The following is a 26,090-nucleotide window of genomic DNA, read 5'->3' on the forward strand; positions in this document are numbered from 1 at the left end:
GTTGGATATGGAAATTTTATAGATGCTAAATATAGCGTTAGTGATTATATCAACGGATATTACAACAACGTTAGGCCGCATCATTATAATGCCGGTTTAGCGCCAAATGAATCTGAGGTTAGATATCAAGATTCTAAAACTGTGGCCAAATTTTATTGACCACTACATATCGTGCCCAAGGGAATAAAAACAAGGCTATAAAGTATTACAAAGAGTCGTTGTCGTTCGCCAGAGAAACAGGCAGTAAGCTTTATGAGATAAAGTCGCTAACAGCGCTTGCGGGGATTTTAATTGGTATTGATACAAATGAGGCGATTTCTTTACTAAAAAGGTCACTCGCTTTATCAACCGAAATAGATGATAAGTTACATATGCTATACGCTTATCGTGAAATTCGAATAGCAGAAAAACAGCGTGGACGCTTAGATGAGTCACTTCGTTACGCGGAAGAAGAAATAGCCCTAACCGAAATAATTCAATACGAAAGAGACGAAAGTAAGCTTGCTCTTGAAAAAGCACATTTGCACTTGCATAAAATGGAAGTAGAGCTGGAGACATTAAGAGAAAAAGAAAAACGCCATCAACTTGAGCTTGAAAAGAAAAACAATGAAATTGAAATATCAGGCCAAGCTAGGGTTATATCAGAGCTAGAGCTTGCAAAAAACAAATACGCGAGTATTGCGCTCGCATTTTTATTAGCCGCTTGTTTAGCTATTGTTTTATTGGTTTATCGAAGCTTTATTGCCTCTAAAAAACGTAATGAAGAGTTAGACTATTTGGCCGCGCGAGACCCTTTAACCAATTGTTATAACCGCCGTATTTTATTTGAGATTATGAATCGCGACTTTTTGGATTTACCTCAGATTGAAGAGTACTGTATTTTAATGGTCGATATTGACCATTTTAAAAGTGTTAACGATACTTATGGGCACAGCATTGGCGACACCGTACTTTGTGGCGTTGCCAGTCTTTTACAAGCCAATATACGTACGAGCGATAGCGTTGCCCGTTTTGGTGGCGAGGAATTTTGTATTATTTTACCCAACACGACTCAAGAGCAAGCAATACGTATTGCTGAAGCTATTCGTATTAAAGTAGAAAAAGCGATATTTGATGATATTCCTGTTACGTGTAGTTTTGGGGTTACGTCTATTAAATTTAAAGCCAGAACACCTTCTGAGTTAATTGAACAGGCCGATTTAGCACTTTATGAGGCTAAGTCTTTGGGTCGTAATCAAGTTGTGTTGTGGGATTGTGCGTTTGAAGAGTTTAAGCTTTTTAGATCGGAGTAAACCTAGCAGTATACAGCTCAGTTTTGATGTTATTTTTAAAATCATAACAAGTAAACTTTATACAACGTCGTGAGTTACTTACACATGTAATCAGGCTTATTAAATTAACCCTTTAAATATCAGTGTATTAACTTAGGCTTTAAAATTGCATTCTAAACTAAGTTAAAAAACAAAATAAGGGATTTAGTAATGACTGAAGTTGCACTTTCGGCCTATTTGGCTTTTTACCTCTATTTAATTATGTTGCTTGTACAGTGGGCTGTGGCTACTTTTAGCAAAGCTAAAGAGCCAAATGCTGTACCAGGTAAAATTGACGAGGATTTATCGCACGGCAGCTTTATATTTAGAGCGCATCGTACGTTTCATAATACGCTTGAAAACAGCGCATTATTTATAGGTACGGTGTTATTTGCGTTTGTAATTAATTATCAAAGCCCGATTTTTGCTATGTGTATTTGGGTGTACTTAATTGCGCGTTTAATTCACATGGCGCTGTACTACGCTATAGCAACGGAGAAAAACCCAAGCCCACGTAGTTACTTCTTCTTAATTGGTGTGCTTGCTAATGTGGTTATGCTGATAATGATAGGGTTAAGACTAATCTCTTAGTTTATAAAAAAGTTATAAACTCTATTTATAACTTTAAACAAAAAAGCGAAGAGCCTTTAAGGCATCTTCGCTTTTTTGTTTAGGTAGCAGCAGAATATAAACCACGTCTACAGTAAGGTAATATTAATGGCTAATCGACGCCTATAAACCCGCCTGTTTGATGTGTCCACAGGGCTGCGTAAATCCCGCCCTTAGCGATTAGTTCTTCATGAGTGCCTTGCTCAACTACGCCGCCGTCATCAAGTACAATTAATCTGTCCATTTGTGCAATGGTTGAGAGCCTATGCGCTATCGCGATTACTGTTTTGCCTGTCATTAAATCATCAAGGCTTGCCTGAATTGCTGCTTCTACTTCTGAGTCGAGTGCGCTGGTGGCTTCGTCGAGTATAAGTATGGGTGCATTTTTAAGTAGCACACGTGCAATAGCAATACGTTGGCGCTGACCGCCCGAAAGAGTAACACCGCGTTCGCCCACTTGAGCATCAAAGCCTTTGTTGCCTTTGCTATCTACCAAGTCGTTTATAAACTCAAGTGCTTTGGCTTGTTTGGTGGCGTTGATCATCTCAGCTTGCGTTGCATCGGGGCGACCATACAAAATATTGTCTTTTACTGAGCGATGAAGCAGGGACGTATCTTGCGTAACCATCGCTATGTAGCGGCGTAGGCTTTCTTGGCTTACATCTGTGATGTTTTGCCCATCAATTTTTATTGTTCCTGAGTCGGTATCGTAAAAACGCAGTAACAAGTTAACAAGTGTTGATTTACCTGCACCAGAGCGGCCGACTAAACCAATTTTTTCGCCAGGCTTAATGTTTAAGTTTAAACCGTCCATTACTGGGCTGCGATTAGTCTCGTTTGCAGCTTTTCCGTAGTTAAAGTGTACGTTGCTAAACTCAATGGCACCTTGGCTTACGTTAAGCGTATCGGCATTTGGTTTATCGGCAACTTCAATAGGGTTTGACAGTGTTTTCATGCCATCGGCTACGGTGCCAATGTTTTCGAACAAGCTGCTTATTTCCCACATGATCCACTGCGCCATACCGTTTAATCTAAGCGCTAAACTAACAGCAACTGCAATGGCACCTGCGCTAATCGCACTAAGCGACCATAAATAAAGTGATACTGCGGTAACTGAAAATACTAATAAATAATTTAAGCTTTGAATAACAAAGTTTAGGCTGGTTACCAAGCGCATTTGTTTGTACACAGGCTGTAAAAATACATCCATGCTTTGTTTTGCGTATTGCTCTTCACGCTGGGTATACGAAAACAATTTAATAGTAGAAATATTTGTGTAGCTATCAACAATTCGACCGGTCATTTCTGAGCGCGCATCGGCTTGTGAGCTGGCAATTTTTTTAAGGCGCGGTACAAAATAAAGCTGTACGCAAATGTATAAAACTAACCAAACCAGTAAAGGGATCATTAAGCGCCAATCAGCTTCGGCAACTAAAAATACCATTGAACCAAAATAAACCACTATGTACATTAATACATCGAGTAGTTTGGTCACTGTTTCGCGAACGGCTAAAGAGGTTTGCAATACTTTGGTGGCTATTCTTCCTGCAAACTCATTTTGATAAAAGCTCACACTTTGGCGCAGTAAATAACGATGCGCTAACCAGCGAATCGACATAGGGTAATTGCCCAGTAATGCTTGGTGCAAAATAGCAGAATGAAAAAATACGACTACGGGCAATACCAGTAAGAGCATGACAGCCATTTTGATAAGTTCTGATTTTTGCTCTACAAACAAGGTTTCGGGTGTGTAGGCCGTTAACCAATCAACAAGTTGGCCCATGTAGCTAAATAAAGAAACCTCTAAAATAGCGAGCATGGCGGCGCTGATTGACATTAGCACCAACGACAATTCCATTCCTTTGGTGTAGTGACGACAAAAAGCAAATAAAGTAGAAGGCGGCTGAGTAGGTTGATCCTCAGGAAATGCTTTTGTCATTTTTTCAAATAATCGATACATTTTAAAAACTTAAATGGCAAATAATGGTGGCTATTATACCATTTAAGTATTTTTAAATGCAGGTTTGTAAGGTATTAATTGTGAATATGCTAGAGCGTTATTAATATAAACTTATGTATAAAAGAACACCTAAAAACACTTCACTTACTTTTATAGCATTGGGTTATTTAGGTTTGTACCTTTGCTCATGTATAAATCGTCATATCTGAGGCCACCATTTCCGTAAGGCTTTTTAATTGGGCCTGTATTACAGTTTGCTAAAAAATATATAAGAGGTTGTTCGCGCTTCATTCTAAATTGTGCATTTTTATACACCAGTGTTTGCTTGCTAAATTCACCGCCTTTTACGTAAACATCATATTGCTGACCTTGCTCTGAGACTGCTGCGTTATTAACAACATACCATACGTCGTACCAGGTATTTGTTTGCAGTGGCTTGGCCGATTGTTTGGTAGTGTAGTTTTGAATGTTGCTATACCCGCTGTCGGTTTTAACCATTAATGCGCCATCGTTTACAAGCCCGTTTGATTCTGTTTTATCAGTTACGCGAAGTGTAGGCTCAAATGCATCGTACGCATGTTTATTAATTAGCTCTGGCGTAAGGTTGCTTAATCCAAAAGCATGGTTATTAGGAAAAGCAGCCACGTTTATACGCATATAAAATGTGTAGGTGTCGCCAACTTCAACCGCTTGTGGAAGTTTTGTATAAGAAAGCGCTTTACGATTTCCTACAATGCTCTCAGCCGCAGGCTTTTTTAGTAAATAATGATTTGTTGATGAGTTTGCTTGTTCTGATTGTATAACTGTTATTTGTGGGTTTTTAACCTGTGGCTTAGTTTCATTTTGCGTATCGACACTTTGCCACTTGCTAAGTGAATTTTCAAAGTCATCAATAAGTAGCCAATCGCTCGATGTGTTTTTAGAAATGGTTGAACACGACGCTAACGCGCTTAACAAACATAAAAGTGACATGTGTTTACAATGCATAATTGGCTCTCAGTAAGTTTAGGTTTTTTGGTTAACCAATTATTGTTTTGGCTATAACTTTAAAGTAAAGGTTATGTAACCAATTTAATGTTTTTATGTCAATCATTAAAAAAATAGGTATGGCGTGGGAATTGCGGAGATATAAAAATTATTATTCCATTCAAAAAATTAACCAGTAAACTTATCCATTAAATCAACTCAGCAAATTTCAGCTGAGTTTAAAATAATTTAATAGTTAGGATGTTATATGTATACGGGTTCGTGTTTGTGCGGTGAGGTAAGCGTTGAAGTGTCGGGTAGTATAACTAGGGCGTGTTGTTCTTTATGGATTGAAATTTGTTCAATCTAGGGGCGATTTAATCGCGGCGCAAGGTTTGTAACCTAGTGGGCTAAGTAAAAACCGAGCAACAAAGAGTCAATCGTCCCTAGAAAGAACCCAAAGGGCAGCGCATGTTTGGTCTTTATGCTACGTTATCGCCTATGTATGGGGAACAACCACATATCATAGGCTCTGCCTTGCCTAAATACCAAACACACTGCTGCAAATTCAACCACCAAAGAACAACACGCCCTACTATTATTCATTGTCATTGTTCACTGTGCAGAAAAAACAGCGGGACTGCATTTGCAACCAATGGCTTTGTAAATACAGATGACTTTACAATAAGCAAAGGGCAGGCACTACTTAGCGAGTATAGTTTTAAAGTAGGGCGTACTCGTTACTTTTGTAAATGTTGTGGCTCGCCGGTTTATAGTAGCAATAATGATGACAAAAGCAGAATACGAATTCGTTTAGGAATATTTGATAGCGATATTACTGAGCAGGTTTTATCGCATAATTTTGTTACGTCTAAAGCTAACTGGGAGAAGCTAGAAACAAGCTTACCGTGCTATGAAAAACATGAACCTGGTCGGTAACGCGTTTTATTCAATGTGGTAAATGCTGTTAATACTTTTATAAAGGTCTGGCGCAAAGTTTATAAACACCGGTGAGTTTTGTATTTCATCAACGTTTATATGCATTAATGTTTGCTGGCTTAGTATGATCACTATATTTTTGTATTCGTTAAACTCTATTATCCCTAAGCACTTAAAATGTTGCCTTAAAAGTACTAAAAGCATTTGCAGCTCTTGGCCTGTTTGTGGGTTTAAATTAATGATTACTTGCGTATTTTGCTCACTGCAGCGATTTATATTTTGCCAAAAGCTATCGCTGGTTAAAAAAGGCTGATGATATTCACCACTAAAAATATCGATAGTGATTACGTTAAAGTGATCAGAGCATTGGGTAATATATTGCTCGGCGCATTGTAAATAGGTGCTGTGCTTAATTGGTAACTTAAAGTGCTGGGCAGCAATTAAGGCAATGCTTGGGTTTATTTCTACCGTGTTAAATGTATTGATGGTGTTTATGTAAGGCGTATTACTTTGTAAGTGATACATAATTCGCTCAAACCCTGCAGTGCCCAAGCCTAAATTTAATATATTTAGTGTATCTACCGGTTTAAGTAAAAATAACATCATACACTGGTTTACAGGTACTATTACTTGCTCAGGGTGTATAAGGTTCATAACGCCTTGAATTGTTATGTCTTCATTGGTTTTTTGTGCAAGCGTTAACCATCGGTATTCTTTATTTTGATACACGCATACGGGGCCGTATGCACTTTGCTGCGACTCAATAAGGTTACTTTTAATTGTATCTTCTTTTAGCTGACGCATAACTTAAACTATTAATGTATACACAATGACAGTGTGCCACGAAAAACACATTTTTAAATAGATTATTGTGTAACAAGGTTTGTAATTTAACCTCTAAATATAATATTGTATTAGCAATTAATTAGTTAGACGTTATTCAAGGATTGAAAATGAGAACATTTATTTGCGCTGTTCATTTTGTGTGTGCTCAGTGGATGAAAAAATTAGACTCAAGAAATAAAAATACAGCCATCAATGCTGCAGCATTGTTAGCCATGATATCTACTGTATATAGCTTTCTTTTAGCTATGACGTTTGACATTCACTACTTAGATAAAATAATCAGTACCTTTAAGCAAAACCCTTTACTTATTGGTGCTTTATTTTACGCAATCGTAATTGGAATTGTGTTTTTAATTTTGGGTGATTTTAACGGTTATAGAAGTAGAGTTAGATCTTGTATAAATAAAGGGAGCTTTAAAAAATATATTTTAGGAATAAAGCTGTGGATGTTTGGGTTAATTCCTATGACCGGTATTATGTTGATTGTACGACTCAATTAACTCTCTAACTATTACTATAACTGCGCTTTAGCGTGCTCCTTTCTACATCTACCTCAAATGTATTGCCATAAAATCTTAGTTAAGTAATGGTTACACTATAATAATTAGGAGCTAATAGATGCTTAAAACACCTTTGAAAATCACAACAACGTTACTCAAATTTACTGCAATTGCAGGCGCTTGCACACTTGCATTATCAGCACATGGTGAAACGCAATTACAATATACCGACCAACAAAAGTTACACGATATAGCAAGTGAAGTGTCGGCTACCCGTATCGGTAGTGACATTCAAACGCTGGTGGATTTTGGTACTCGCCATACGCTTTCAGAAACTAAATCGGATACGCGAGGTATTGGTGCGGCTAGGCGTTGGATAAAAAAAGAATTTGAAAAAATATCTGTGCAGTGTGGTGGTTGTCTGGAAATTATTGAAGTAAAGGACACTATATCGGGCGAAAAACGCATTCCTAATCCTGTTGAAGTGGTTAACATAGTGGCTATTCAACGTGGGTCGAGCGAGCCGAATCGCATGGTGATGATGTCGGGTGATATAGATTCACGTGTAAGTGATGTTATGGACTTTACGAGTGATTCACCGGGTGCTAACGATAATGCATCGGGCGTGGCAGGAGTAATAGAAGCAGCTCGTGTTTTAAGTAAATACAAATTTAATGGTTCGGTAGTTTACGCGGCGCTTTCGGGCGAAGAGCAAGGTTTGTTTGGCGGTAAAATATTAACGGCTTATGCACAAAAGCATAACTGGCAAGTTCATGGCGTTTTAAACAACGATATGATTGGCAATATTACCGGTATTAATGGGGTAACTAATAACACGACTGCACGTATATTTTCAGAAGGTACCCGTGTTGTAGAAACAAAAGAACAAGCTAATACTCGGCGCTTTACAGGTGGTGAAGTCGATTCTGCGAGTCGTAATTTAGCTCGCTACATAGATACTATCGCTGACAGATACATTCCTAATTTAGATACAATGCTTGTATATCGATTAGATAGATTTGGTCGTGGTGGGCATCATCGCCCATTTAATGATGCAGGTTTTGCAGCAGTGCGTATTATGGAAACTAACGAGCACTACGATCGTCAGCATCAAGATTTACGCACTGAAAATGGTGTTGAGTATGGCGATACCATTGAAGGTGTTGATTTTGATTATACGGCTAAGTTAACTTCACTTAATGCGGTAACGATGGCGTCTATGGCGTGGGCACCCGCACCGCCAAAAGAAGTTAAAATAAAGGGCGCTGTTACAGCTGATACGTCGTTTTCATGGCAACAAAGCAGTGATGAAAATATTGCTGGCTATAAAATTTATTGGCGTTACACGAGCGAGCCGCAATGGCAGTTTAGTAAATACGTTGGGAAGGTTTCACAGTACACACTTAAAAACGTAGTGATTGATAATTATTACTTTGGTGTAGCCTCTGTTAGTAAAGACGGTATTGAGTCTCCAGTAGTTTTTCCGGGTGATGTAGGTTCGTTTGATCACAATATAAAATAATAGTTTGGCTAAAAACACAGCAAACAGAGCGCTTTAAGGTGCAAATGACCGTTTTATACTTGCACCTTATTTACTAAGCCCTTAGAGTGTTAAAAAAGAAGTAAAAGGTTATTAAAAATGCAACAACAAGAAAAAAAGCCGTTAACAGCAAAAGAGCAAGTTATAACTGATGAGCAAAGAATGCAGTGGCAACGCGAATGTTTTCAAGCAGCGCAAAAACATTTAGCCGAAAAGGGCATTATGCCAAAATCAGTAGTTGATAAAGACAGCCGATTTTTAGCACCACTTTGTGCAATGTGGAAATTTAAAGCGCAAAACGGTAAAACATATTGGGTAGTAACAGGGCGCTTACCTACAGATCATGCTGAAGTAAGTGCAGCTACAGATGCTCGCGATGCAATGCGTTATTTTTCTTTGCAGTGGCAATTAAAAGCGGATCAAATTATGAGTACAGGCGCGCGTGATAAAACGCAGGTAGATTTTGCTAACTTACTTATAAATAGAGCACATGGCTTGTACGAAATGTATGATAATGAACCACTATGGGCAAATGAACCAAAGTAACTACAGTTTGGGTTAAGTAAAAAAGTAGAGGGTGATAGCTTATTTATTGCCCTTTTCTTTATCTAATGGACAAGTGTGAAGGGAGTTGTATTAAACGCCGAAACAGAGCATTGCATACGTTGCCTAGGAATTCCCGCCTCCATAAAAACATTTCCTTGCTGAATAAAGCCATTTCGCTTAAAACGCTCTACCTCATTTAAAATACAATTAATGCTTACTTCTTCTATACCTTGGTTGGAAGCTAATTCAACAATAAAGTTAAGAAGCGATTTATATACTTTGCGATTACGGTGCTCGGGTAATACCGCTATTCTGCCGATTAAGCCATCTGTACACAGCCGACCTGTTGCAATAGGGCAGTTTGCATCGTCTGTAACAAGTACATGTAATGCAATTTTATCTAGGCTATCAAATTCGATGTGCTTGGGGATATGTAACTCGTAAACAAAAACTCGCTCTCGAATTTTTTGTAGCATATCTTTTTTTATATCCCATTCAACCTTATCAACCAGATAGCCCATTGCAAACTCCTATTGATAGCCAATTAAAATGAGTAAGCAATCACAGCAAAATTATTTAAGCCAATATCAGGTGAAAATTAAAATTTTTAACTAACCTGTATACATAATATTTTACGCTGCAAAATGCTCACCATTATTAATAAAATTGGTATTATTACTCTTGGTCTATATTAAACCAGAGCCCCTCATTAACAAGTGTAGTAAAAGTTTGAGTAAAAACTAAACTTGGGTTTGTTAAATTTAATGCTGAACTTTCAAATTCAGTATTATCGGTAAGTAGTTTTACCGCCGCTAAGTCAGTTAATGGCATAGCGTAATTTTCACCGTTTACACTTAATAACACTTCGGTATCGAGTTGCTGATAAATAGCACGCGTGCCACCTAAACGCTCAAACACAGTTTCTTTATCACTTAAATCATCACGTATTTGCTCAGGTGTAAATGGAGGTTCTACTGGTGCTAAATCCATTTCATGTTTGGGCTGACTAAGCGTTGAGCCTAACCATTGTTTAAATAAATCGTCATTTTCTAAAAGTGCCGCCATCAGTGTTTTAACTTTATCAACTTCAAGGTTTGTAAGTTCACCTTTTGATTTTCTGAGTGTGATGTTGTGATCGGTATAACGTTTTTGTCCGCTTTCGATATCAATAATATGATCGGCAAAGCTCGACAATAAATCTTGTTGATTTGGCGCCCTAAAACCAACTGAATAATTTAGTGCATTTTCTACAGCGTAACCTTCGTGAGGGCACCCTGGTGGAATATACAAAATATCGCCTGGTTCTAATATGCAATCTATTACGGCTTCAAAAGGTTCAACTTGTAGTAATTTTTTGTTTTGAGCAAACTGCTCAAGTGTTGGATCAGGCAGGCCTACACGCCAATGACGTTTACCTTCGCCTTGAATAATAAATACGTCGTATTGGTCTAAATGTGGACCAACACCACCATTAGGCGTTGAATAGCTGATCATTAAATCATCTATGCGCCAGTTGGGAATAAACCTAAATGGTTCTAGCAGTTGTGCAGCATCGCTATGCCAGTGATCAACTGCTTGCACGAGTAAAGTAGAGTGATCGTCGGTTAACTGCTCAAAGTCTTCAAATGGACCTTGGTGCGTTTGCCAGTCATTTTTATGATTGGTGATAATACGTGACTCTATGCTTTCTTCCATTGCTAGGCCGGCAAGTTCATTAGCATCAAGCGGGTCTTGAAAATTAGCAAAACCTTGTTTGATTAAAAGCGGCTTTTTTTGCCAAAAATGGCTTAAAAACTCTTGCTCAGACAAATTATTTATTTTTAATTGATACATACATTATGCCTACTAGTTAGTGCAATGGGGTTAAAACAAAAAAAGCGAAAGGATGATCCTTTCGCTTTTTAAAAGAGTAATTTAGTTTTTAAACTAAATCATCAATAAACTCAACAGCACGACCAATGTAATTAGCAGGTGTTAGTTTTTTCATTTCTACTTTAGCGTGCTCAGGAAGGTCTAAACCATCGATGAAGTCAGCCATTATTTCTTGATTTACACGTTTGCCGCGTGTTAAATCTTTAAGTTTTTCGTATGGCTTTTCAATACCATATTTACGCATAACTGTTTGAATCGGCTCGGCTAGCAATTCCCAGTTTTGATCAAGCTCGTCAGCTAAACGTTGCTCGTTTACTTCAAGCTTGCTCACACCTTTAAGTGTTGATTGGTATGCAATAATCGCATAACCCATACCTACACCTAAGTTACGCAATACGGTTGAATCAGTAAGGTCACGCTGCCAGCGAGAAACTGGTAATTTTTGTGCAAGATGAGCAAAAATAGCGTTTGCTAAACCTAAGTTACCTTCTGAGTTTTCAAAATCAATTGGGTTAACTTTATGCGGCATTGTTGATGAGCCAATTTCGCCAGCAATTGTTTTTTGCTTAAAGTGATTAAGGGCAATGTAGCCCCACATGTCACGGTCAAAATCGAGCAATATAGTGTTAAAACGTGCAATTGCGTCAAACAACTCTGCAATATAGTCATGCGGTTCAATTTGTGTCGTAAATGGGTTAAGTGTTAAACCTAAGCTTGATACAAATTTATCTGCGTGAGTATGCCAGTCGTAATCTGGGTATGCACTAAGGTGAGCATTGTAGTTACCAACAGCACCGTTAACTTTACCTAGCATTTCTACTTGAGCAATTTGGTCTCGTTGACGCTTTAAACGCATGTATACGTTAGCAAACTCTTTACCCATCGTTGATGGTGTAGCTGGTTGCCCGTGCGTACGAGTCATCATTGGAATTGCTTTGTACTCAATCGCTTTTTCTTTAATTGCGCTTAAAAGTTCATCGCAATAAGGAAGCAAAACCTTGTTACGCGCTTCGCTTAGCATTAAACCATGAGATAGATTATTAATATCTTCTGAAGTACAAGCAAAGTGAATAAATTCGTTAATTGCGTGAAGCTCACTGTTATCGGCGACTTTTTCTTTTAGTAGGTATTCAACCGCTTTAACATCGTGATTTGTCGTGCGTTCAATGTCTTTAACGCGCTGTGCATCAGCTTCGCTGAAGTTATCTACAATAGCGTTAAGTAGTGCATTAGCTTGCTCGCTAAATGCAGGTACTTCTTTTATATCGCTTGCTGCAGCTAACGCTTGCAACCAACGCACTTCAACAATTACGCGGTATTTAATTAAGCCAAATTCGCTGAAAATACTGCGTAGTTCAGTGGTTTTGCTGCCGTAGCGACCATCCACTGGCGAGATAGCCGTTAACGCTGAAAGCTCCATAATAACTCCTAAATTTTAGTTTGAACGATAGTTAAATTTTTGATTTAGCAATGGCGAGTATTTTTCTTTTTGAAAAGAAAAAGTGACGGCGTTTACCGCCCATTTGTCGCCATAATACTGCACTCCTAACACCGGCTAGTAATAGCGCACGGATTTTATTTTGAGTGAGCTGCTGTTTTAATAACTCGGGTTTACCATAAACCTGTATTCGGTGCCCAAGGGGGCTCAGCACCGACGAGTATATATCTGCTAAGCCGGCAACAACGCTCTCGTCGGTAATAGCAAAATGATCTAAACGACGATGAATATCATCAATTCGTTTGCCTAATTCGTTTAAGCTCTTGTCGTTTGCATTTAGTGCACGTTCAAGCTGCATTAAACCACCTACGTACTTTACTATTTCAACATCTTTTTGAGCGCCAGCAGTTAGCTGCGCCATTAATGTTTTATAGCCATCACGCAGGTTATCTGTACCTTGATAAACGTCCTCTGGGGATTCAGGGGATGTTTGAATAATACTTGAAAGTAAGATTTCTAAATCGTGTTCGTTGTTGCTGCCGTATTGGGCAATTTTTTGAACTTGTTTAGCAACCTGGCACATGGCAGCAAGCGCCATGACTTGGTATTCATTCATTACTTAATCACCGAGTCAATAATACCACCACCTAAACACACATCTTCTGCATAAAATACAGCAGATTGACCTGGCGTAACTGCTTTTTGTGGTTCATCAAATAATACACGAGCCATGCCGTCTTCACCTACAAGGAGGGTACAGCTTAAGTCTTCTTGGCGGTAACGTGTTTTAACTGTGCAGCGAGTGGTACCTTTAGGGCCAACGCGGTCTACCCAATGTAATTGGTTTGCATTAAGACCATTACTGTATAGGCGAGGGTGATCTTTGCCTTGGCCAACAACAAGTACGTTACGTTCTAAATCTTTATCAACTACGTACCATGGTTCGCCAGAACCTTCCTTCATACCACCAATTAACAAGCCTTTGCGTTGTCCAAGTGTGTGGTACATTAAGCCTTCGTGCTCGCCTACATTGTTACCGTCAGTGTCTTCGATAACGCCAGGTTGCGCTGGTAAGAACTTTTGTAAGAAGTCTTTAAATTTACGCTCACCGATAAAGCAAATTCCGGTGCTGTCTTTTTTATCGTGAGTGATTAGGTCTTGTTCTTCTGCTATGCGGCGTACTTCTGGTTTTTCGATATCACCTACAGGGAATAACGTTTGGCCAATATGTTCATGGCTTAGGGTATATAAGAAGTAGCTTTGATCTTTATTGTTATCAAGTCCGCGACACATTACGTATTTGTCATCGCGAAGTTCACGGCGAACGTAGTGTCCGGTTGCAATAAAGTCAGCACCGAGTGCTTGAGCCGCAAATTCTAAAAAGGCTTTAAATTTAATTTCTTTATTACACATTATATCTGGGTTTGGAGTACGACCCGCTTTGTACTCTGCTAAAAAGTACTCAAATACATTATCCCAATATTCAGCAGCAAAGTTTACTGTGTGAAGCTCAATGCCTAATTTGTCGCACACGGCTTGTGCATCTTTTAAGTCATCAGCGGCGGCACAGTACTCATCATTGTCGTCTTCTTCCCAGTTCTTCATAAACAGGCCTTCTACTTGGTAGCCCTGTTGTTGTAATAAATATGCAGATACAGAAGAATCAACACCGCCGGACATGCCAACAATGACTTTAATGTGACTATTTTCGCTCATGAATAATTTCGCTTATACAGATTGCTGTTAACTTGGAAAGGCCGCGATTATAGCATGTATTTTGTTTGTGCTTAAAGAGCGTAGGGCGGCAAAGGACATAATTTGTCACTATTTTATTTGTATAACAAATAGCAAACTAGACTTAAACGCATTATCAGGCTTTAACTTTAGTAATATTAAAGTGATCTTTACTAATAAATTAAGACTATAGAATAATTCATGTAGTTATTGAGTTTTATTAATAGTATTTTCTTTCAAAACTACTAGGGTAAATATACACTTAATAAAAATAAAATAGTGGTGGGTATATGGTTGTAAACCACTTTAAAGCCGCTTGAAATATAGTCAATGGAATGAATATATGAATTATGCCTATCAAATAAACAAGATAAATTCTTTAGTTGAGCATTACACAAAAAAATCTGATTTTGTGGATAGCGAATTACTTTCTAGCAAGACGACAGAGTTTAAAAAATCAGCCTATCATCTTTTTTATGAGTTAATAAAACTCAAAAACCCTCATATTTACCAAGAGCCAAACCATGTACATGAGTTATTTAGCTTAATAAAAGGTTCAACAGTTAAAAAGAACGTTGATTTAAAGGTGCTTGAGCATGTAGAGCACTGGTGGCTTGAGTGGTATTTCGCTTTAGAAATGGAAGAAAAGCTTAGTATAGAAAAAAATGATATGCCAATGAGTTACTTACCTCAAAGTACACTAAACCCTATGCGCAAACATGAGATAAGTCACTACGCTAGGTTATTTACCGTTTTGCCAATGCCAGTATGTAATGTATGTGCCAAGACGGGTGATATTTTAAAAGTTAATCAACGTTTTGTAGATGTTTTTGGTTATACAGTAGAAGATGTGCCAAATCTTAAATCATGGTGGGAAAAAGCGTATCCAGATCCCCAATACAGAGCACTTGCAAAAGAGCTGTGGCAAGACTCTCTTGAAAAGGCACTAAATAACAATAACGACATACCCGCAAATAACTATCGAGTTTCTTGTCGTGATGGCTCGCAAGTGATGATGGAAATTTCAGGGATTGATATAGGTGAAGAGTTTTTAGCTGTTTTTAATGATGCAACAGAGCGTTTAGAAGCAGAGGATATACTTAGGGATATGGCCTTTTTGGATGCATTAACCAAAATTGCAAATAGGCGTCGGTTTGATGAAAAACTAACGCATGAGTATGAACGAGCAAAAGAATGCGAAGGCATGCTATCGATGATTATTATCGATATTGATCATTTTAAACAATTTAATGATCGGTATGGGCATGTAGCGGGCGATACGTGCTTATATGACGTGGCTCAAAAAATTGCTTCAACGGTTAGTCGCCCAGAAGATTTTGTGGCGCGCTATGGTGGAGAGGAATTTGTTGTTTTACTTCCACAAACAGATAGGCAAGGAGCGCTGTTTATAGCAGAGCAAATACAAAAGGCTGTAGAAAGCTTAGCTATTGCTCACCAGGATAGCTTTACCGGATTTTTATCTATAAGTATGGGCATTAATACCATTAGCAACTATACAAATAGTAATGAAGTCAGCTTTGTTAAAGCCGCTGATAACGCCCTTTATTATGCTAAAAAACAAGGACGTAATTGTATAGCGCTAAGCTCAGAGTAAATCAATTATAAATAGTTTCTAAGCTTAACGGTGGTCGATTCAAGCTGTCGTTAATGCACTTGAGCACTAAAGGGCTTCTAAGAGGTAATGATTTTATTTGCTCTAATGTATACCAGCTAGCGCTGATGATGTCGGAATCCATTGGTGTTGGTGCTTTTATATTATTAGGCGCTTCAAATAAAAAGCAGAATCGCAAATAGTGCACTGCGTTATCGGCATGCAAATTATAAACACCTAAAAACCCAATAGGCTCAAGCGTTAAGCCTGTTTCTTCTAGTAGCTCTCTGCTTGCAGCTTGTGCAAGTGTCTCATTTTGCTCTAAATGACCCGCAGGTTGATTGTAACAAATTTGCTTTGTAAATTTATCTCGCTCTTTTACAAGTAAAAACTCGTTTTGCTTTTTTACTATTGCTGCAACCGTGACATGCGGTTTATGCATCAACTACGCCCTTAATTACTTTGTATTCACCACAATTAATATCATCCAACGTATAGTTGCCAATGCTATAGCGGATGAGGCGAAGTGTAGGGTGGCCAATATGCGCGGTCATTCGACGAACTTGTCTGTTTTTACCTTCATTAATGGTAATACTTAGCCAAGTGGTCGGGATTGCTTTTCGCTCGCGTACAGGCGGGGTACGCGCCCAAATTGTTGGCTCATCAATTATTTTAACGTTAGCGGGGAGTGTAAGCCCGTCTTTAAGTTCTACGCCATTACATAAATCATTAATTGATTCACTCGTTGGTTCACCCTCAACTTGTGCCCAGTAGGTTTTATTCGTTTTTTTATCAGGAGCAGTTAAGGTGTTTTGTAATTTTCCACAGTTTGTTAAAAGCAATAAACCTTCACTGTCTCTGTCTAACCTTCCTGCTGCGTAAACTTCTTTAATAGGGATAAATTCAGCAAGCGTTTTTCTGTCTGCGTCATCTGTAAATTGGCATAGCACATCAAACGGCTTGTTGAATAACACAATTTTTCTGTCTTTAGATGCTATTTGCGGCTTTATTTCTCTTTTACCAGATGGCGTTTTGTTAAGTGCACTGCGTGAATAAGTACGCCCAGTACTTCTTTTTGGCTTGGCTTGTGTTGCTTGATTATTGTCTGATTTAGCTCTCATTATATGCACCTAGCTGGTTTTGGTAATCCGGCAATTTTTGTTGCTTGCTTGGCTGGGCCTTTAGGAAATAATTTATATAAATAAAGGCTATTACCTTTATCTTCACCGAGTGCTTTAGCCATTGCTTTTACAAGCATTCTAATTGCTGGGCTGGTGTTATATTCAATGTAAAAATCACGAACAAAATTAATGACTTCCCAGTGTTGCTCACTAAGTGTGATGTTTTCTTGAGTAGCAATTACAGGCGCCAGCTCCTTTGACCATAAAGTATGGTCGAGCAAGTAGCCTTGTTTGTCGGTTTCAATCTGTTGGTTGTTAAATTCAAGCATGAGTTACCACGTAATTGATTGATTAGTTGATAAAGTGAGTGCCACAAAGTCTTCATAGCTAATTGCTTTATCGTTATCTGCTAATTTTATTGCACGTACTTGCGCGTCTTGTTCAAGTATTAACAGTGTATCTGCAAATTGTCTAAATTGTTTTTTTGCAAAGCAGGCATCACCAACAAGTAGTACCTTATCGCCTGATAAAATTAAGTTCTCTAGCTGATTTGCCGAGTAATAGTTAAGCGGCTTTGAAAATATATGTAACGTACTCATAGGTTCACCACATGTTGCTGCGCTTTAATTAGTGTTTGTTGTTGACTAAAGTTAAGAGCTTTTGCTTCTATGAGTAAATCATGTTTATTTAAACCATAATCAAGCAATGATTTTTCACACACGAAAATGTTTTCAACATCATATATTTCGAGTGTTTTAATATTTTTAAAAAAGTCTTTTAAGCCAATATTGTTTGGTTGTTGATGCTTTTTTAAAGCTAAAACGGCGGGGCCGCTAAACAACCAACTTACATTTTGGTCAACAGCAGCAAATATCAATGTCATATCAAGTGCATCACGAATATTTAAATCGTCAAATGGGCTGCACTGACTCATTACTAATACGTTTATCATTTAAATTGCACCCATTTATCTGCGTCGCTTGCAAGCATTGCAAATTCAGCTAACCCTGCGACTTTAAATACACCTGTGTTTTTAATATCCAACCCGCGCTTTTGCGCGGCGGTAACACACAGCATTAAATTTAGTTTTTGATCAGCGAGTTGCTGCCAAAGTGCTGAAATTTGAAGTTCGTCTGAGGATAAATCAAAGTGGGTAGATGCATGATAAATACCTTGCTGGTATAAAAAAATAGCATCAATGGTGTGCCCTTGGGCTAAACATGCATTCGCAAATTTAACTATGCGTTGCGTGGTATCGTGATCGGATGGTGGTGTATGTAATGAAAGAACAAAGCGTGCCAAAACAATTCCAATAAAAAAGCCCCAATAAAGGGGCTATTTTAACAGAACTATTTAATTAGTCATCACTTGCGCCAAGTAGAGCAAGCAAAGAAGTAAATAAGTTATATACGCTTAGGTATAAAGACACAGTTGCACGAATGTAGTTAGTTTCACCACCGTTTATGATTCGGCTTGTATCAAATAAAATCAAACCAGACATAATCAGTACAACTGCTGCATTAAGCACCATAAACATCAATGAACTGCCAATAAAAATATTAACTATGCTTGCTACAATCACAACGATTAAGCCAACAGTTAAAAAGCCACCCATGAATGAGAAGTCTTTTTTAGTATTTAGTGCATAAGCAGATAAACCAAAAAAGATAAGCGCTGTAGAACCTAAGGCTTGCATAATAAGCATTGGGCCATTAGGTAATGCAGCATAATGGTTAAGCAATGGACCTAAGCCTGCCCCCATTAAACCTGTGAAAGCAAACACCCAAAATACACCAGATGCTGTATCTGCTTTTTTATTTACAACAAATAATAAACCGAACGAAACGAGTGTAAACACAATTCCCATAAAGTAAGGTAATTGTAGTGCCATTGAAATACCGGCTGTAACAGCACTGAATGCAAGTGTCATAGCTAGTAAAAAGTAGGTGTTTTTAAGTACCTTGTTTGTTTCAATGGTAGACATTACCGGTTTCGCGGTATTGTACGATTGATTAAACGCCATTGTAGAGCTCCTTTAAGTGAAACGTGTGTGTTTCGATAATTTAACTAAAATTAGATTACCAACTCTTATATGTTTGGGCAAACCTTTGTAGATCAATAGAGTTAAATATTTAAATAAAAGAGTATTGATGGCTAAATTAAAAACACTTTGTTCTAACTTTAGACAAATTAATTGTTTTTTAAGCACTTAAACAATTAATTAAAAAAAAAGCTTCACAAAAGGGATGGGTTTCCCTATTATGCAGGCCGTGCGGAGAGATGGCAGAGTGGTCGAATGCACCGGTCTTGAAAACCGGCATGGGTTTATAGCCCATCTAGGGTTCAAATCCCTATCTCTCCACCACTTATTTAATAAGTGTGTGGTAATTAAATTATCATTCATTTAAATAGTTATTAGTACACTCTTACTTTTAACTTAGCAGTATCGGAGAGATGGCAGAGTGGTCGAATGCACCGGTCTTGAAAACCGGCATGGGTTTATAGCCCATCTAGGGTTCAAATCCCTATCTCTCCACCATATAACAAAATAGCCCGCTAATTTAGCGGGCTTTTTTGTGTTCAAAAAAAAGTACTGCACTTGCTCATGCTTGAGATTCATTCTAAAACTCAAAAGAGAACATATCGTTTAATTGAAATGTTATACCAATTTGCATAAGTATTTAAGCAATTCAACGAATTAAATCACGCGCTAAACTACTGAACGATTTTATTTGATACGTTAATGGTCAGTAGTGGAGTTGTTAGCTACTTGCGAGGCTCTGCAAGGCATTGGTGATCTCATTCATTCGGATTGTTGTAACTTTACCATGAACCTGCGATATCAGATCACCGTTCTTATCCAAAACAACAATGACTGCTTCATCACTATCTGAGGGCACACCTAACGCTTCTTCCATGACCTGTGAGTTCAGAATCCAAGTTTGATCGTGGTAGCGTTGCGGTACTTTTTCTTTTGCCCGACCAATGGCATCCTCTTCCGACATAAAGAATGGTAAATTGACAGCCAGGACGTCCCGAATCCGATATTTATCATGATCGATTTTTGAACGTAATGTGTTAACCCACTCCCGAGTAGATTTTGCGGCATTACGAGACGGCGTAAGTATGAGCAGTGTTGGTTGACCTATCAGTTTGTTGCTGTCTACTTTTTCGCCATTTAGTGTTGTCGCTGTAAACGACGGCCATGGTCCATCGCCTGCAAAAGCGGACGGCCCGCATAGTGTTAGTATCGCAATAAGCGGGAGCTTAAAAATAAGTTTAAATGTTGAGTGGTAAAGTGTTTTGGGCTTTATTGGTCTGGGCATTATAGTATTCCTCAGGTCAGTGGTGGGGCGCAAAATATCAGAGCAAGCAAAATTCAAACACATAAGCAGTAGTATTCAGAGCAAACTCTTTTTCAAATTATCTTAGCTCTCACATCTGATAAGCAAGCATCAAATATACAATAAGCGATTGCAGAGATTTCATCTGTTTGCATTCGAACTTTTAGCTAGCTAGCTTGGTAGGTCGTTGTAATTTATTCATTGTTGATATTATCAAGCGCTTGGCGAACTTCATTCACAATTAAATTTTTTGCCAATTTTTCATCGATATCGGGCACATCCCAGCCAAAAATAGTGCGATATTTCTCAATCAAATTACTGACGTCTTCAATAATATCGTTGCGATGGGCTGCTAACTCTAGTTTTTCTATTTTAGCCATATTCAATTCACCTTAAAATGTATAGATAAATCTAGATTAGCCTTGTATTCATGCTACTTCGGTGCGATAGCGAACAGATTGAATGAGAATATTGCTGCAAGCTTTTAAATATAAACTCTATTAACAAAACAATGATTTATTGTTTGCCATCTTTAACTTGGAGCAAATACGTCATGTTACATACTCTGAATGATTTAAAAAATTTAGCCATTGATGCATCGGATGGAGATATTGGGCTTACCAAAGATTTTTATTTTGATGATAAACACTGGGTGATCAGATATTTGGTGGTTGAAAGTGGCACTTGGCTATTGAGCAAAAAAATATTACTTTCACCTATATCAATTAAAAAGTTGAATCAGAAACCACAGACGCTCACTGTTACAATTTCAAGAAAACAAGTTAAAAATTGCCCTGATATGGATAGCGAAAAGCCAGTTTCTAGGCAGTATGAGCTAGAATACATGCGATATTATGGTTACTCACATTATTGGGATAACACTGATATTTTGGGAGGTGATCCCGGCCCTAATATGATGTCACCTGGTAATTATAGTGTCGCACCAAAGCCTGATAACTTAGATGCACCAGATAATTTCGCAGATGTTGATGCTGCATTATCTCAAGATAATGATCATCATCTACGCAGTAGTAATGCAGTAACGGGTTACAAACTTGATGTCATAGACGGTGATCTAGGTCACTTACAAGGTATGTTGATAGATACCGACACCTGGGAAATTCGTTATTTGATTATTAACACCAGTAATTGGTGGTTGGGTCATCTGGTTTTGATTGCTCCCAAATGGATTAAAGAGGTGAGTTGGCCTACTTCTAAAATTTATGTTGATATGACGCAGCAGCAAGTGAAAGATGCCCCCACTTTTGACCCCTCAGTGCCTTTTAATCTAGAACATGAACAAAATTTGCAAACTCATTATGGTTGTAATGTTGAATAACAATACTACCTTTAAATGAGGTCTTTGATTGGTTTGTTTACGTTATTAAATAAGTATTCTTGTAGTAAGTCGTTTAATTCAACTATTTAATTCGAGAGTGTGGGTTCAAATCCCGACCTCTCGATCCATTAACAAAAAAGTCTAGTGCTTGTCTTTATTAAATTACCGAGCTTATATATTGTATGTTTTATCATCATAAGTTACGACCATAGTCTCTATTTCTAAGCTTTAGATCTTGGTGCATGCTTAATACATTAAAATTTATACTCTGTATTAAGGATTATTAGATGAAACATCAACTCGCAAAAAGCGTCGCGCTTTCATTATTGTCCCCGGTAATTATTGGCAGCTTGTTAGGATTGTATTATGCACTAACGCTACAGGGTGATTTCTTATCCGTATTTTTTCAACTGTTGATGACTGCTATCTCAAATGCACATATTGTAGGCTTAACGATGGCGGCCTTTGTTGTGCCAGGGTATTTACTAATGTTTAAGTATTCTAAAGTTAATTATTCAGGTGTATTAACGCTTGGTTTGTTAGGTGGCGCTATATTTAGTTACTTATTAAGTGCCTCAACTGGCGAGATATTTTTGATTAATAGTGTTATGTCAGCATTTGCAGCCGGACTGTTTTTATTTGGTCTTCGCAAATCGGTAAAAAAATAATCGCAGCATTATTAACCAAGCACGCTGATAAACGGTGCGATTTCCTTTTTTTTACCTCCAAAAGGTTCCAATTTTTCACGACAAAGAGTACCTTTAGCTACTGTATGTTTAATAAGAAGTAGTTTGGTATGCAAAAGCACGATTTTTACCAGTCATTAGTTAAGCAAACTGAATCGCTGATAGCTGGTGAATCTAATGTAATTGCCAATTTGGCAAACATAAGCGCGCTATTATTTACCTCTTTAGAAGATGTAAATTGGGCGGGCTTTTACTTTATGGATTCTCCTACTGAATTAGTACTTGGTCCGTTTCAAGGTAATCCTGCATGCATCCGTATTCCCGTTGGGAAAGGGGTATGTGGAACAGCTGCGGCAACCGCTGAAACACAATTAATTGAAGATGTTCACGCTTTTGACGGGCATATAGCCTGCGATGCAGCGTCTAACTCTGAAGTAGTTGTACCTATCATGAAACATGGTAAAGTATTCGCAGTACTAGACATTGATAGTCCAAGTATTGGCCGATTTGATGCTGATGATAAAGCTGGCCTTGAAGCATTAGTGAAATGCTTAGAGGCGAGCCTGTAATGAAAGATTTGCTAAATGTTCAAGACTACCTATTTGCTGTGCAAGATGTTGGCGACTGGGAAGGCGAAGAAGAGCATGTAGCGGAAACGCTCAATGATTTAATTCATATTGCATGGGATCGTCTTCCAGATGATTCAGAATGTGAATTTATTGATGAAACAATTAATGGTATTTGGGAACACCTTCGGGGTGATATGGCTGTAATAGAAGCCGATTTCGAAGAGTTGGTCGACTGGGTAACACACTACGTCGATTCGTCCCTTGATGAAAAGATGTGAAAAATAGGTTCTAAAATGGAAACCACAAACAAGCTAAAAGATATTAATGAAGTGTTGGAATTTTTATATCAAGAATTCCCACAATGTTTTAAACAAAAAGATGGCATCAAGCCGCTTAAAGTAGGTATTTTTAAAGATATTGCTGAGCGTATTGAAGGGTCTGAAAAAGTAAGTAAGACTCAAGTTCGTCAAGCGCTTAGAAAATACACGTCTAATTGGCGTTATTTAGAAGCTGTGACAAAGTCAGAGTTTCGTATTGATCTTGATGGTAATCAAGGTGAAAAAGTTGAGCAAGAGCATATCGACCATGCACAAAAAGCATTGGAAGAAAGCCGCGCTAAAATGGCAAAACGCAAAAAACAACAGCGTCCTCGCCAAGATTCTGATTCTAAATCTTTCAAGAAAAAACCAGCTCATGCTAGCAAAGCAGGCGATAAAAACGCACCTGCAGCTAACAAACCTGCTAAAGCAGCGCCAGTTAAACGTTCAGGAAAAATTGAACCTTTACCAGCAACTGAGGTCAAGGTTAATAATAAGGTTAAGGTTAAACTTGGCCAAGCACTTGTAAATGCAGTAATCACTGAAGTGAACAAAGATGACGTTCATGTTGAATTAGTGACAGGTATGCAAGTTAAAACCAAAGCTGACAGCTTATACATCGTTTAAGTTGTAAATAAATTAAGGAGTTGTGTATGAGTAAAAAGTTTACGCTCATTCCGTTAGTTGCTGCCCTGTTTTCAGGTTCATTATTTGCTGCTGTAGAAGCTGTTACAATTGACGATTTACCCCAGCTTAAGCAAGAGAGTCAACATGGTACTGCTAGCAAACGAGTGGCTAGCTTATTTGCTCGTTCACACTATACACCGGTTCGATTTAACGATGAGCTTTCTAGTAAAGTGTACGATCGTTATATCGAATCCCTTGATTTTAATAAAAGCGTTTTCTTAGCCAGCGATATTGCTTCTTTTGAGCAATATCGTGATGACTTTGATAACGCTATTACTACCGGTAAATTAGACTTTACGTTTGATATTTTTAACTTAAGTCTTAAACGCCGTTTTGAACGTTACGAGTATTCACTTACTTTACTTGAAAAAGAAATGACGTTTGATAAAGAAGATGAATACTTTTTTGACCGTGAAGATTCAGCATGGCCTGTGTCACAAGCTGAGCTTGATGAAATTTGGCGTGAGCGTGTAAAGTACGACGCACTGCGTTTAAAAATGACGGGTAAAGATTGGGAAGGCATTAAAGAAGTGCTGAGCAAACGCTATAAAAATGCAGAAAAACGTTTAGTACAATCTAATTCAGAAGATGCTTTTCAAATTGTTATGAATTCGCTAGCACGTAGTATTGAGGCGCATACGTCTTATTTATCGCCACGTCGTGCAGAGCAATTCAAAATGGATATGGACTTAGAGCTTGAGGGCATTGGTGCCGTACTAAGCCCTGATGAAGACTACACTGTTATTCGCAGCTTAGTGCCAGGAGGCCCTGCAGATAAAACAGATCAAATTAAAGCAGATGACCGCATTATTGGTGTTGCCCAAGATGGCGAAGAATTTGTAGACGTAATTGGCTGGCGTTTAGATGACGTAGTTGATTTAATTAAAGGTCCTAAAGGGACTAAAGTACGTCTACAGTATTTAAAAGGTGTTGACGCTCACGGCGCACCTAAAGTTGTTGAAATCACGCGTGATAAAATTCGACTTGAAGATAGAGCGGCTAAATCAGAAGTATTTGAAGCCAAATACTCTGATTTAACAAGTAAAGTTGGCGTGATTGAAATTCCAGGCTTTTACAATAATCTTTCGAAAGATGTAAAAGTTGAGCTGGCTAAGCTTAAAGAAGAAAAAGTTGATGGTATTATTATCGACTTACGCCAAAATGGTGGTGGTTCTTTATATGAAGCAACACAATTGTCTGGTTTGTTTTTTGACCAAGGTCCAGTTGTTCAAATTCATACCTTAAATAACCGTATTGAAGAGCAAAAAGATCGTGATGGTATAACTTATTACGACGGTCCTTTAACTGTTTTAGTTGACCGTTACAGTGCCTCTGCTTCTGAAATATTTGCAGCAGCTATGCAAGATTATGGTCGTGCAGTTATTATTGGCGAGCAAACTTTTGGTAAAGGTACAGTACAGCAGCACAAAGGCTTAGGCCGCGCTTACGATTTATACGATAATGCGCTGGGTAGCGTACAATATACGATTGCTAAGTTTTATCGTATTAACGGTGGTAGTACGCAACATAAAGGTGTGATCCCTGATATTTCGTTTCCATCAGCAATCGATCCTGCAGAGTGGGGCGAAAGTAAGCAAGATAATGCACTTCCTTGGGACAGCATTGTTAAAGCGAAATACAAAAAATTAGGTAATTTAACACCTATTATTACGTACCTTGAAAAACAACACGAAGTACGAATTAAATCAGAGCCAGAATTTGGTTATGTATTTAATGACATTACCTTATACAACGAAGAGAAAGATCGTAAAACTATCTCTTTAGTTGAAGCAGACCGTATTAAAGAAAAAGATGAAGGTGAAGCACGTGCACTTGTACGTACTAACGAGCGTCTTAAGCGTTTAGGTAAAGATCCGGTAGAAAACTTAGACGATTTACCTGAAGTAATTGAAGAGCTTGACCCATTTTTGGAAGAAGCTGCATTAATTACTCAAGATTACATTAATTATGGTCGTATAGCTAAGAAGTAACAACTGGTTTTACCTCTATAAAAAAGGCGCATTAGCGCCTTTTTTACTACCTAAAATTTACTAAATTGTTATAATATTTGATTACATAAAGTTGAGCTAGATCAATCATGCTCAATTAATGCGCTTTACGTGCTAAAAATAATAATTAAACACACAGTAAGTGT

General features: G+C 38.0%; 30 protein-coding genes, 2 tRNA genes and 1 pseudogene. 16 read left to right on the forward strand and 17 right to left on the reverse strand.

Annotated elements, in window-relative coordinates:
- From I6E85_RS20990 to I6E85_RS10620, 3 genes and pseudogenes are all read left to right on the forward strand, one after another.
- Positions 1–159, forward strand: a pseudogene (locus tag I6E85_RS20990) (IS3 family transposase); the annotation flags it as partial.
- Positions 156–1,292, forward strand: a complete 1,137-nt coding sequence (locus tag I6E85_RS10615) for a GGDEF domain-containing protein (protein ID WP_231621045.1) — start codon at positions 156–158, stop codon at positions 1,290–1,292. The pseudogene I6E85_RS20990 and the gene I6E85_RS10615, both read left to right, overlap by 4 nt.
- Before the next feature lie 189 nt (positions 1,293–1,481).
- Positions 1,482–1,901, forward strand: a complete 420-nt coding sequence (locus I6E85_RS10620; protein ID WP_197192773.1) for an MAPEG family protein — start codon at positions 1,482–1,484, stop codon at positions 1,899–1,901.
- 130 nt (positions 1,902–2,031) lie between these two features.
- On the opposite strand, the gene I6E85_RS10625 is transcribed toward I6E85_RS10620, so the two are convergent.
- Together I6E85_RS10625 and I6E85_RS10630 are read right to left on the reverse strand one after the other, a co-directional pair.
- Positions 2,032–3,879, reverse strand: a complete 1,848-nt coding sequence (locus I6E85_RS10625; RefSeq protein ID WP_197236942.1) for an ABC transporter ATP-binding protein — start codon at positions 3,877–3,879, stop codon at positions 2,032–2,034.
- Between the two features lie 150 nt (positions 3,880–4,029).
- Entirely contained in the window at positions 4,030–4,866 is an 837-nt protein-coding gene (locus tag I6E85_RS10630) for a hypothetical protein (protein WP_165743154.1), read from the reverse strand.
- 450 nt (positions 4,867–5,316) lie between these two features.
- Between I6E85_RS10630 and I6E85_RS10635 the strand changes: the two genes are divergently transcribed.
- Complete coding sequence (locus tag I6E85_RS10635; RefSeq protein ID WP_231619910.1) at positions 5,317–5,784, forward strand: GFA family protein; 468 nt, start codon at positions 5,317–5,319, stop codon at positions 5,782–5,784.
- 6 nt (positions 5,785–5,790) lie between these two features.
- On the opposite strand, the gene I6E85_RS10640 is transcribed toward I6E85_RS10635, so the two are convergent.
- The gene (locus tag I6E85_RS10640) at positions 5,791–6,588 is read right to left on the reverse strand and encodes a hypothetical protein (RefSeq protein WP_197236943.1); all 798 of its coding nucleotides are present in this window, start codon (positions 6,586–6,588) and stop codon (positions 5,791–5,793) included.
- A 149-nt stretch (positions 6,589–6,737) separates the two neighbouring features.
- Here I6E85_RS10640 and I6E85_RS10645 point away from each other — a divergent pair, with 149 nt between their 5' ends.
- The 3 genes from I6E85_RS10645 to I6E85_RS10655 all read left to right on the forward strand — a co-directional run bounded on the left by I6E85_RS10645 (position 6,738) and on the right by I6E85_RS10655 (position 9,216).
- Complete coding sequence (locus tag I6E85_RS10645) at positions 6,738–7,130, forward strand: hypothetical protein (RefSeq protein ID WP_024589167.1); 393 nt, start codon at positions 6,738–6,740, stop codon at positions 7,128–7,130.
- Positions 7,131–7,248: 118 nt separating this feature from the next.
- Positions 7,249–8,652 carry a M28 family peptidase gene (locus tag I6E85_RS10650; RefSeq protein WP_101216239.1) on the forward strand — a complete coding sequence of 468 codons (1,404 nt, stop codon included), beginning with the start codon at positions 7,249–7,251 and terminating at the stop codon, positions 8,650–8,652.
- A gap of 117 nt (positions 8,653–8,769) precedes the next feature.
- Entirely contained in the window at positions 8,770–9,216 is a 447-nt protein-coding gene (locus tag I6E85_RS10655; RefSeq protein WP_007580192.1) for a DUF4826 family protein, read from the forward strand.
- Positions 9,217–9,278: 62 nt separating this feature from the next.
- On the opposite strand, the gene I6E85_RS10660 is transcribed toward I6E85_RS10655, so the two are convergent.
- From I6E85_RS10660 to mnmA, 5 genes are all read right to left on the reverse strand, one after another.
- Positions 9,279–9,737 carry a GNAT family N-acetyltransferase gene (locus I6E85_RS10660; protein ID WP_010552647.1) on the reverse strand — a complete coding sequence of 153 codons (459 nt, stop codon included), beginning with the start codon at positions 9,735–9,737 and terminating at the stop codon, positions 9,279–9,281.
- A 154-nt stretch (positions 9,738–9,891) separates the two neighbouring features.
- Complete coding sequence (locus I6E85_RS10665) at positions 9,892–11,049, reverse strand: cupin domain-containing protein (protein WP_197236944.1); 1,158 nt, start codon at positions 11,047–11,049, stop codon at positions 9,892–9,894.
- An 88-nt stretch (positions 11,050–11,137) separates the two neighbouring features.
- Positions 11,138–12,508 (reverse strand): adenylosuccinate lyase, encoded by a 1,371-nt coding sequence (gene purB / locus I6E85_RS10670; protein ID WP_002962710.1) that lies wholly within the window; start codon positions 12,506–12,508, stop codon positions 11,138–11,140.
- A 31-nt stretch (positions 12,509–12,539) separates the two neighbouring features.
- The gene (hflD, locus tag I6E85_RS10675) at positions 12,540–13,142 is read right to left on the reverse strand and encodes a high frequency lysogenization protein HflD (protein ID WP_033028400.1); all 603 of its coding nucleotides are present in this window, start codon (positions 13,140–13,142) and stop codon (positions 12,540–12,542) included.
- On the reverse strand, positions 13,142–14,242 hold the full coding sequence (gene mnmA, locus I6E85_RS10680; RefSeq protein WP_002962705.1) for a tRNA 2-thiouridine(34) synthase MnmA: 1,101 nt from the start codon (positions 14,240–14,242) through the stop codon (positions 13,142–13,144). The genes hflD and mnmA overlap by 1 nt, the downstream gene beginning before the upstream one ends.
- Positions 14,243–14,603: 361 nt before the next feature.
- Here mnmA and I6E85_RS10685 point away from each other — a divergent pair, with 361 nt between their 5' ends.
- A complete protein-coding gene (locus tag I6E85_RS10685) occupies positions 14,604–15,875 on the forward strand; it encodes a sensor domain-containing diguanylate cyclase (RefSeq protein ID WP_197236945.1) in 1,272 nt (423 codons plus the stop codon).
- 1 nt (position 15,876) lies between these two features.
- On the opposite strand, the gene I6E85_RS10690 is transcribed toward I6E85_RS10685, so the two are convergent.
- Genes I6E85_RS10690 through I6E85_RS10720 form a run of 7 tightly spaced genes read right to left on the reverse strand, consistent with a single transcriptional unit; the run spans position 15,877 to position 19,016 of the window.
- The gene (locus I6E85_RS10690; RefSeq protein ID WP_024600509.1) at positions 15,877–16,314 is read right to left on the reverse strand and encodes an NUDIX hydrolase; all 438 of its coding nucleotides are present in this window, start codon (positions 16,312–16,314) and stop codon (positions 15,877–15,879) included.
- Positions 16,307–16,993 (reverse strand): pseudouridine synthase, encoded by a 687-nt coding sequence (locus I6E85_RS10695; RefSeq protein ID WP_197236946.1) that lies wholly within the window; start codon positions 16,991–16,993, stop codon positions 16,307–16,309. The genes I6E85_RS10690 and I6E85_RS10695 overlap by 8 nt, the downstream gene beginning before the upstream one ends.
- The gene (locus I6E85_RS10700; RefSeq protein WP_007375712.1) at positions 16,993–17,322 is read right to left on the reverse strand and encodes a TusE/DsrC/DsvC family sulfur relay protein; all 330 of its coding nucleotides are present in this window, start codon (positions 17,320–17,322) and stop codon (positions 16,993–16,995) included. The genes I6E85_RS10695 and I6E85_RS10700 overlap by 1 nt, the downstream gene beginning before the upstream one ends.
- 3 nt (positions 17,323–17,325) lie before the next feature.
- Complete coding sequence (locus I6E85_RS10705) at positions 17,326–17,592, reverse strand: DsrH/TusB family sulfur metabolism protein (protein ID WP_008133664.1); 267 nt, start codon at positions 17,590–17,592, stop codon at positions 17,326–17,328.
- Positions 17,589–17,945, reverse strand: a complete 357-nt coding sequence (gene tusC / locus I6E85_RS10710) for a sulfurtransferase complex subunit TusC (RefSeq protein WP_002962696.1) — start codon at positions 17,943–17,945, stop codon at positions 17,589–17,591. The genes I6E85_RS10705 and tusC overlap by 4 nt, the downstream gene beginning before the upstream one ends.
- Entirely contained in the window at positions 17,942–18,295 is a 354-nt protein-coding gene (gene tusD, locus I6E85_RS10715; protein ID WP_024596911.1) for a sulfurtransferase complex subunit TusD, read from the reverse strand. The genes tusC and tusD overlap by 4 nt, the downstream gene beginning before the upstream one ends.
- A 55-nt stretch (positions 18,296–18,350) precedes the next feature.
- Positions 18,351–19,016: a Bax inhibitor-1/YccA family protein gene (locus I6E85_RS10720; RefSeq protein WP_008133668.1), complete on the reverse strand. Its 666-nt coding sequence runs from the start codon at positions 19,014–19,016 to the stop codon at positions 18,351–18,353.
- 251 nt (positions 19,017–19,267) lie between these two features.
- Here I6E85_RS10720 and I6E85_RS10725 point away from each other — a divergent pair.
- Positions 19,268–19,358 (forward strand) — tRNA-Ser (locus I6E85_RS10725).
- Between the two features lie 83 nt (positions 19,359–19,441).
- Positions 19,442–19,532 (forward strand) — tRNA-Ser (locus tag I6E85_RS10730).
- A gap of 223 nt (positions 19,533–19,755) precedes the next feature.
- On the opposite strand, the gene I6E85_RS10735 is transcribed toward I6E85_RS10730, so the two are convergent.
- Both I6E85_RS10735 and I6E85_RS10740 read right to left on the reverse strand, forming a co-directional pair.
- Complete coding sequence (locus tag I6E85_RS10735; RefSeq protein WP_231621046.1) at positions 19,756–20,319, reverse strand: hypothetical protein; 564 nt, start codon at positions 20,317–20,319, stop codon at positions 19,756–19,758.
- Positions 20,320–20,531: 212 nt separating this feature from the next.
- Positions 20,532–20,717, reverse strand: coding sequence for a hypothetical protein (locus tag I6E85_RS10740; RefSeq protein ID WP_024589178.1), 186 nt, complete (start codon positions 20,715–20,717; stop codon positions 20,532–20,534).
- A gap of 173 nt (positions 20,718–20,890) precedes the next feature.
- Between I6E85_RS10740 and I6E85_RS10745 the strand changes: the two genes are divergently transcribed.
- From I6E85_RS10745 to prc, 6 genes are all read left to right on the forward strand, one after another.
- Positions 20,891–21,676, forward strand: coding sequence for a PRC-barrel domain-containing protein (locus tag I6E85_RS10745; RefSeq protein WP_101163786.1), 786 nt, complete (start codon positions 20,891–20,893; stop codon positions 21,674–21,676).
- 287 nt (positions 21,677–21,963) lie between these two features.
- Positions 21,964–22,344 (forward strand): hypothetical protein, encoded by a 381-nt coding sequence (locus I6E85_RS10750; RefSeq protein WP_007586920.1) that lies wholly within the window; start codon positions 21,964–21,966, stop codon positions 22,342–22,344.
- A 128-nt stretch (positions 22,345–22,472) separates the two neighbouring features.
- Positions 22,473–22,931 (forward strand): GAF domain-containing protein, encoded by a 459-nt coding sequence (locus tag I6E85_RS10755; protein WP_007586917.1) that lies wholly within the window; start codon positions 22,473–22,475, stop codon positions 22,929–22,931.
- Positions 22,931–23,209: a hypothetical protein gene (locus tag I6E85_RS10760; protein ID WP_002961910.1), complete on the forward strand. Its 279-nt coding sequence runs from the start codon at positions 22,931–22,933 to the stop codon at positions 23,207–23,209. Before I6E85_RS10755 ends, I6E85_RS10760 begins: the two co-directional genes overlap by 1 nt.
- 15 nt (positions 23,210–23,224) lie before the next feature.
- Complete coding sequence (gene proQ / locus I6E85_RS10765; RefSeq protein WP_007586916.1) at positions 23,225–23,875, forward strand: RNA chaperone ProQ; 651 nt, start codon at positions 23,225–23,227, stop codon at positions 23,873–23,875.
- A gap of 26 nt (positions 23,876–23,901) precedes the next feature.
- Positions 23,902–25,926, forward strand: a complete 2,025-nt coding sequence (gene prc, locus I6E85_RS10770; protein WP_197236947.1) for a carboxy terminal-processing peptidase — start codon at positions 23,902–23,904, stop codon at positions 25,924–25,926.
- Positions 25,927–26,090: the final 164 nt, after the last annotated feature.

This window comes from Pseudoalteromonas sp. NZS71 (assembly GCF_015864715.1).
Lineage (GTDB): Bacteria > Pseudomonadota > Gammaproteobacteria > Enterobacterales > Alteromonadaceae > Pseudoalteromonas > Pseudoalteromonas arctica.

Coding starts and splice junctions, on each gene's coding strand:
- I6E85_RS10620 (WP_197192773.1), top strand. CDS start 1,482: ATGACTGAAGTTGCACTTTCGGCCTATTTGGCTTTTTACCTCTATTTA.
- I6E85_RS10625 (WP_197236942.1), bottom strand. CDS start 3,879: ATGTATCGATTATTTGAAAAAATGACAAAAGCATTTCCTGAGGATCAA.
- I6E85_RS10630 (WP_165743154.1), bottom strand. CDS start 4,866: ATGCATTGTAAACACATGTCACTTTTATGTTTGTTAAGCGCGTTAGCG.
- I6E85_RS10635 (WP_231619910.1), top strand. CDS start 5,317: ATGTTTGGTCTTTATGCTACGTTATCGCCTATGTATGGGGAACAACCA.
- I6E85_RS10640 (WP_197236943.1), bottom strand. CDS start 6,588: ATGCGTCAGCTAAAAGAAGATACAATTAAAAGTAACCTTATTGAGTCG.
- I6E85_RS10645 (WP_024589167.1), top strand. CDS start 6,738: ATGAGAACATTTATTTGCGCTGTTCATTTTGTGTGTGCTCAGTGGATG.
- I6E85_RS10650 (WP_101216239.1), top strand. CDS start 7,249: ATGCTTAAAACACCTTTGAAAATCACAACAACGTTACTCAAATTTACT.
- I6E85_RS10655 (WP_007580192.1), top strand. CDS start 8,770: ATGCAACAACAAGAAAAAAAGCCGTTAACAGCAAAAGAGCAAGTTATA.
- I6E85_RS10660 (WP_010552647.1), bottom strand. CDS start 9,737: ATGGGCTATCTGGTTGATAAGGTTGAATGGGATATAAAAAAAGATATG.
- I6E85_RS10665 (WP_197236944.1), bottom strand. CDS start 11,049: ATGTATCAATTAAAAATAAATAATTTGTCTGAGCAAGAGTTTTTAAGC.
- purB (WP_002962710.1), bottom strand. CDS start 12,508: ATGGAGCTTTCAGCGTTAACGGCTATCTCGCCAGTGGATGGTCGCTAC.
- hflD (WP_033028400.1), bottom strand. CDS start 13,142: ATGAATGAATACCAAGTCATGGCGCTTGCTGCCATGTGCCAGGTTGCT.
- mnmA (WP_002962705.1), bottom strand. CDS start 14,242: ATGAGCGAAAATAGTCACATTAAAGTCATTGTTGGCATGTCCGGCGGT.
- I6E85_RS10685 (WP_197236945.1), top strand. CDS start 14,604: ATGAATTATGCCTATCAAATAAACAAGATAAATTCTTTAGTTGAGCAT.
- I6E85_RS10690 (WP_024600509.1), bottom strand. CDS start 16,314: ATGCATAAACCGCATGTCACGGTTGCAGCAATAGTAAAAAAGCAAAAC.
- I6E85_RS10695 (WP_197236946.1), bottom strand. CDS start 16,993: ATGAGAGCTAAATCAGACAATAATCAAGCAACACAAGCCAAGCCAAAA.
- I6E85_RS10700 (WP_007375712.1), bottom strand. CDS start 17,322: ATGCTTGAATTTAACAACCAACAGATTGAAACCGACAAACAAGGCTAC.
- I6E85_RS10705 (WP_008133664.1), bottom strand. CDS start 17,592: ATGAGTACGTTACATATATTTTCAAAGCCGCTTAACTATTACTCGGCA.
- tusC (WP_002962696.1), bottom strand. CDS start 17,945: ATGATAAACGTATTAGTAATGAGTCAGTGCAGCCCATTTGACGATTTA.
- I6E85_RS10720 (WP_008133668.1), bottom strand. CDS start 19,016: ATGGCGTTTAATCAATCGTACAATACCGCGAAACCGGTAATGTCTACC.
- I6E85_RS10735 (WP_231621046.1), bottom strand. CDS start 20,319: ATGCCCAGACCAATAAAGCCCAAAACACTTTACCACTCAACATTTAAA.
- I6E85_RS10740 (WP_024589178.1), bottom strand. CDS start 20,717: ATGGCTAAAATAGAAAAACTAGAGTTAGCAGCCCATCGCAACGATATT.
- I6E85_RS10745 (WP_101163786.1), top strand. CDS start 20,891: ATGTTACATACTCTGAATGATTTAAAAAATTTAGCCATTGATGCATCG.
- I6E85_RS10750 (WP_007586920.1), top strand. CDS start 21,964: ATGAAACATCAACTCGCAAAAAGCGTCGCGCTTTCATTATTGTCCCCG.
- I6E85_RS10755 (WP_007586917.1), top strand. CDS start 22,473: ATGCAAAAGCACGATTTTTACCAGTCATTAGTTAAGCAAACTGAATCG.
- I6E85_RS10760 (WP_002961910.1), top strand. CDS start 22,931: ATGAAAGATTTGCTAAATGTTCAAGACTACCTATTTGCTGTGCAAGAT.
- proQ (WP_007586916.1), top strand. CDS start 23,225: ATGGAAACCACAAACAAGCTAAAAGATATTAATGAAGTGTTGGAATTT.
- prc (WP_197236947.1), top strand. CDS start 23,902: ATGAGTAAAAAGTTTACGCTCATTCCGTTAGTTGCTGCCCTGTTTTCA.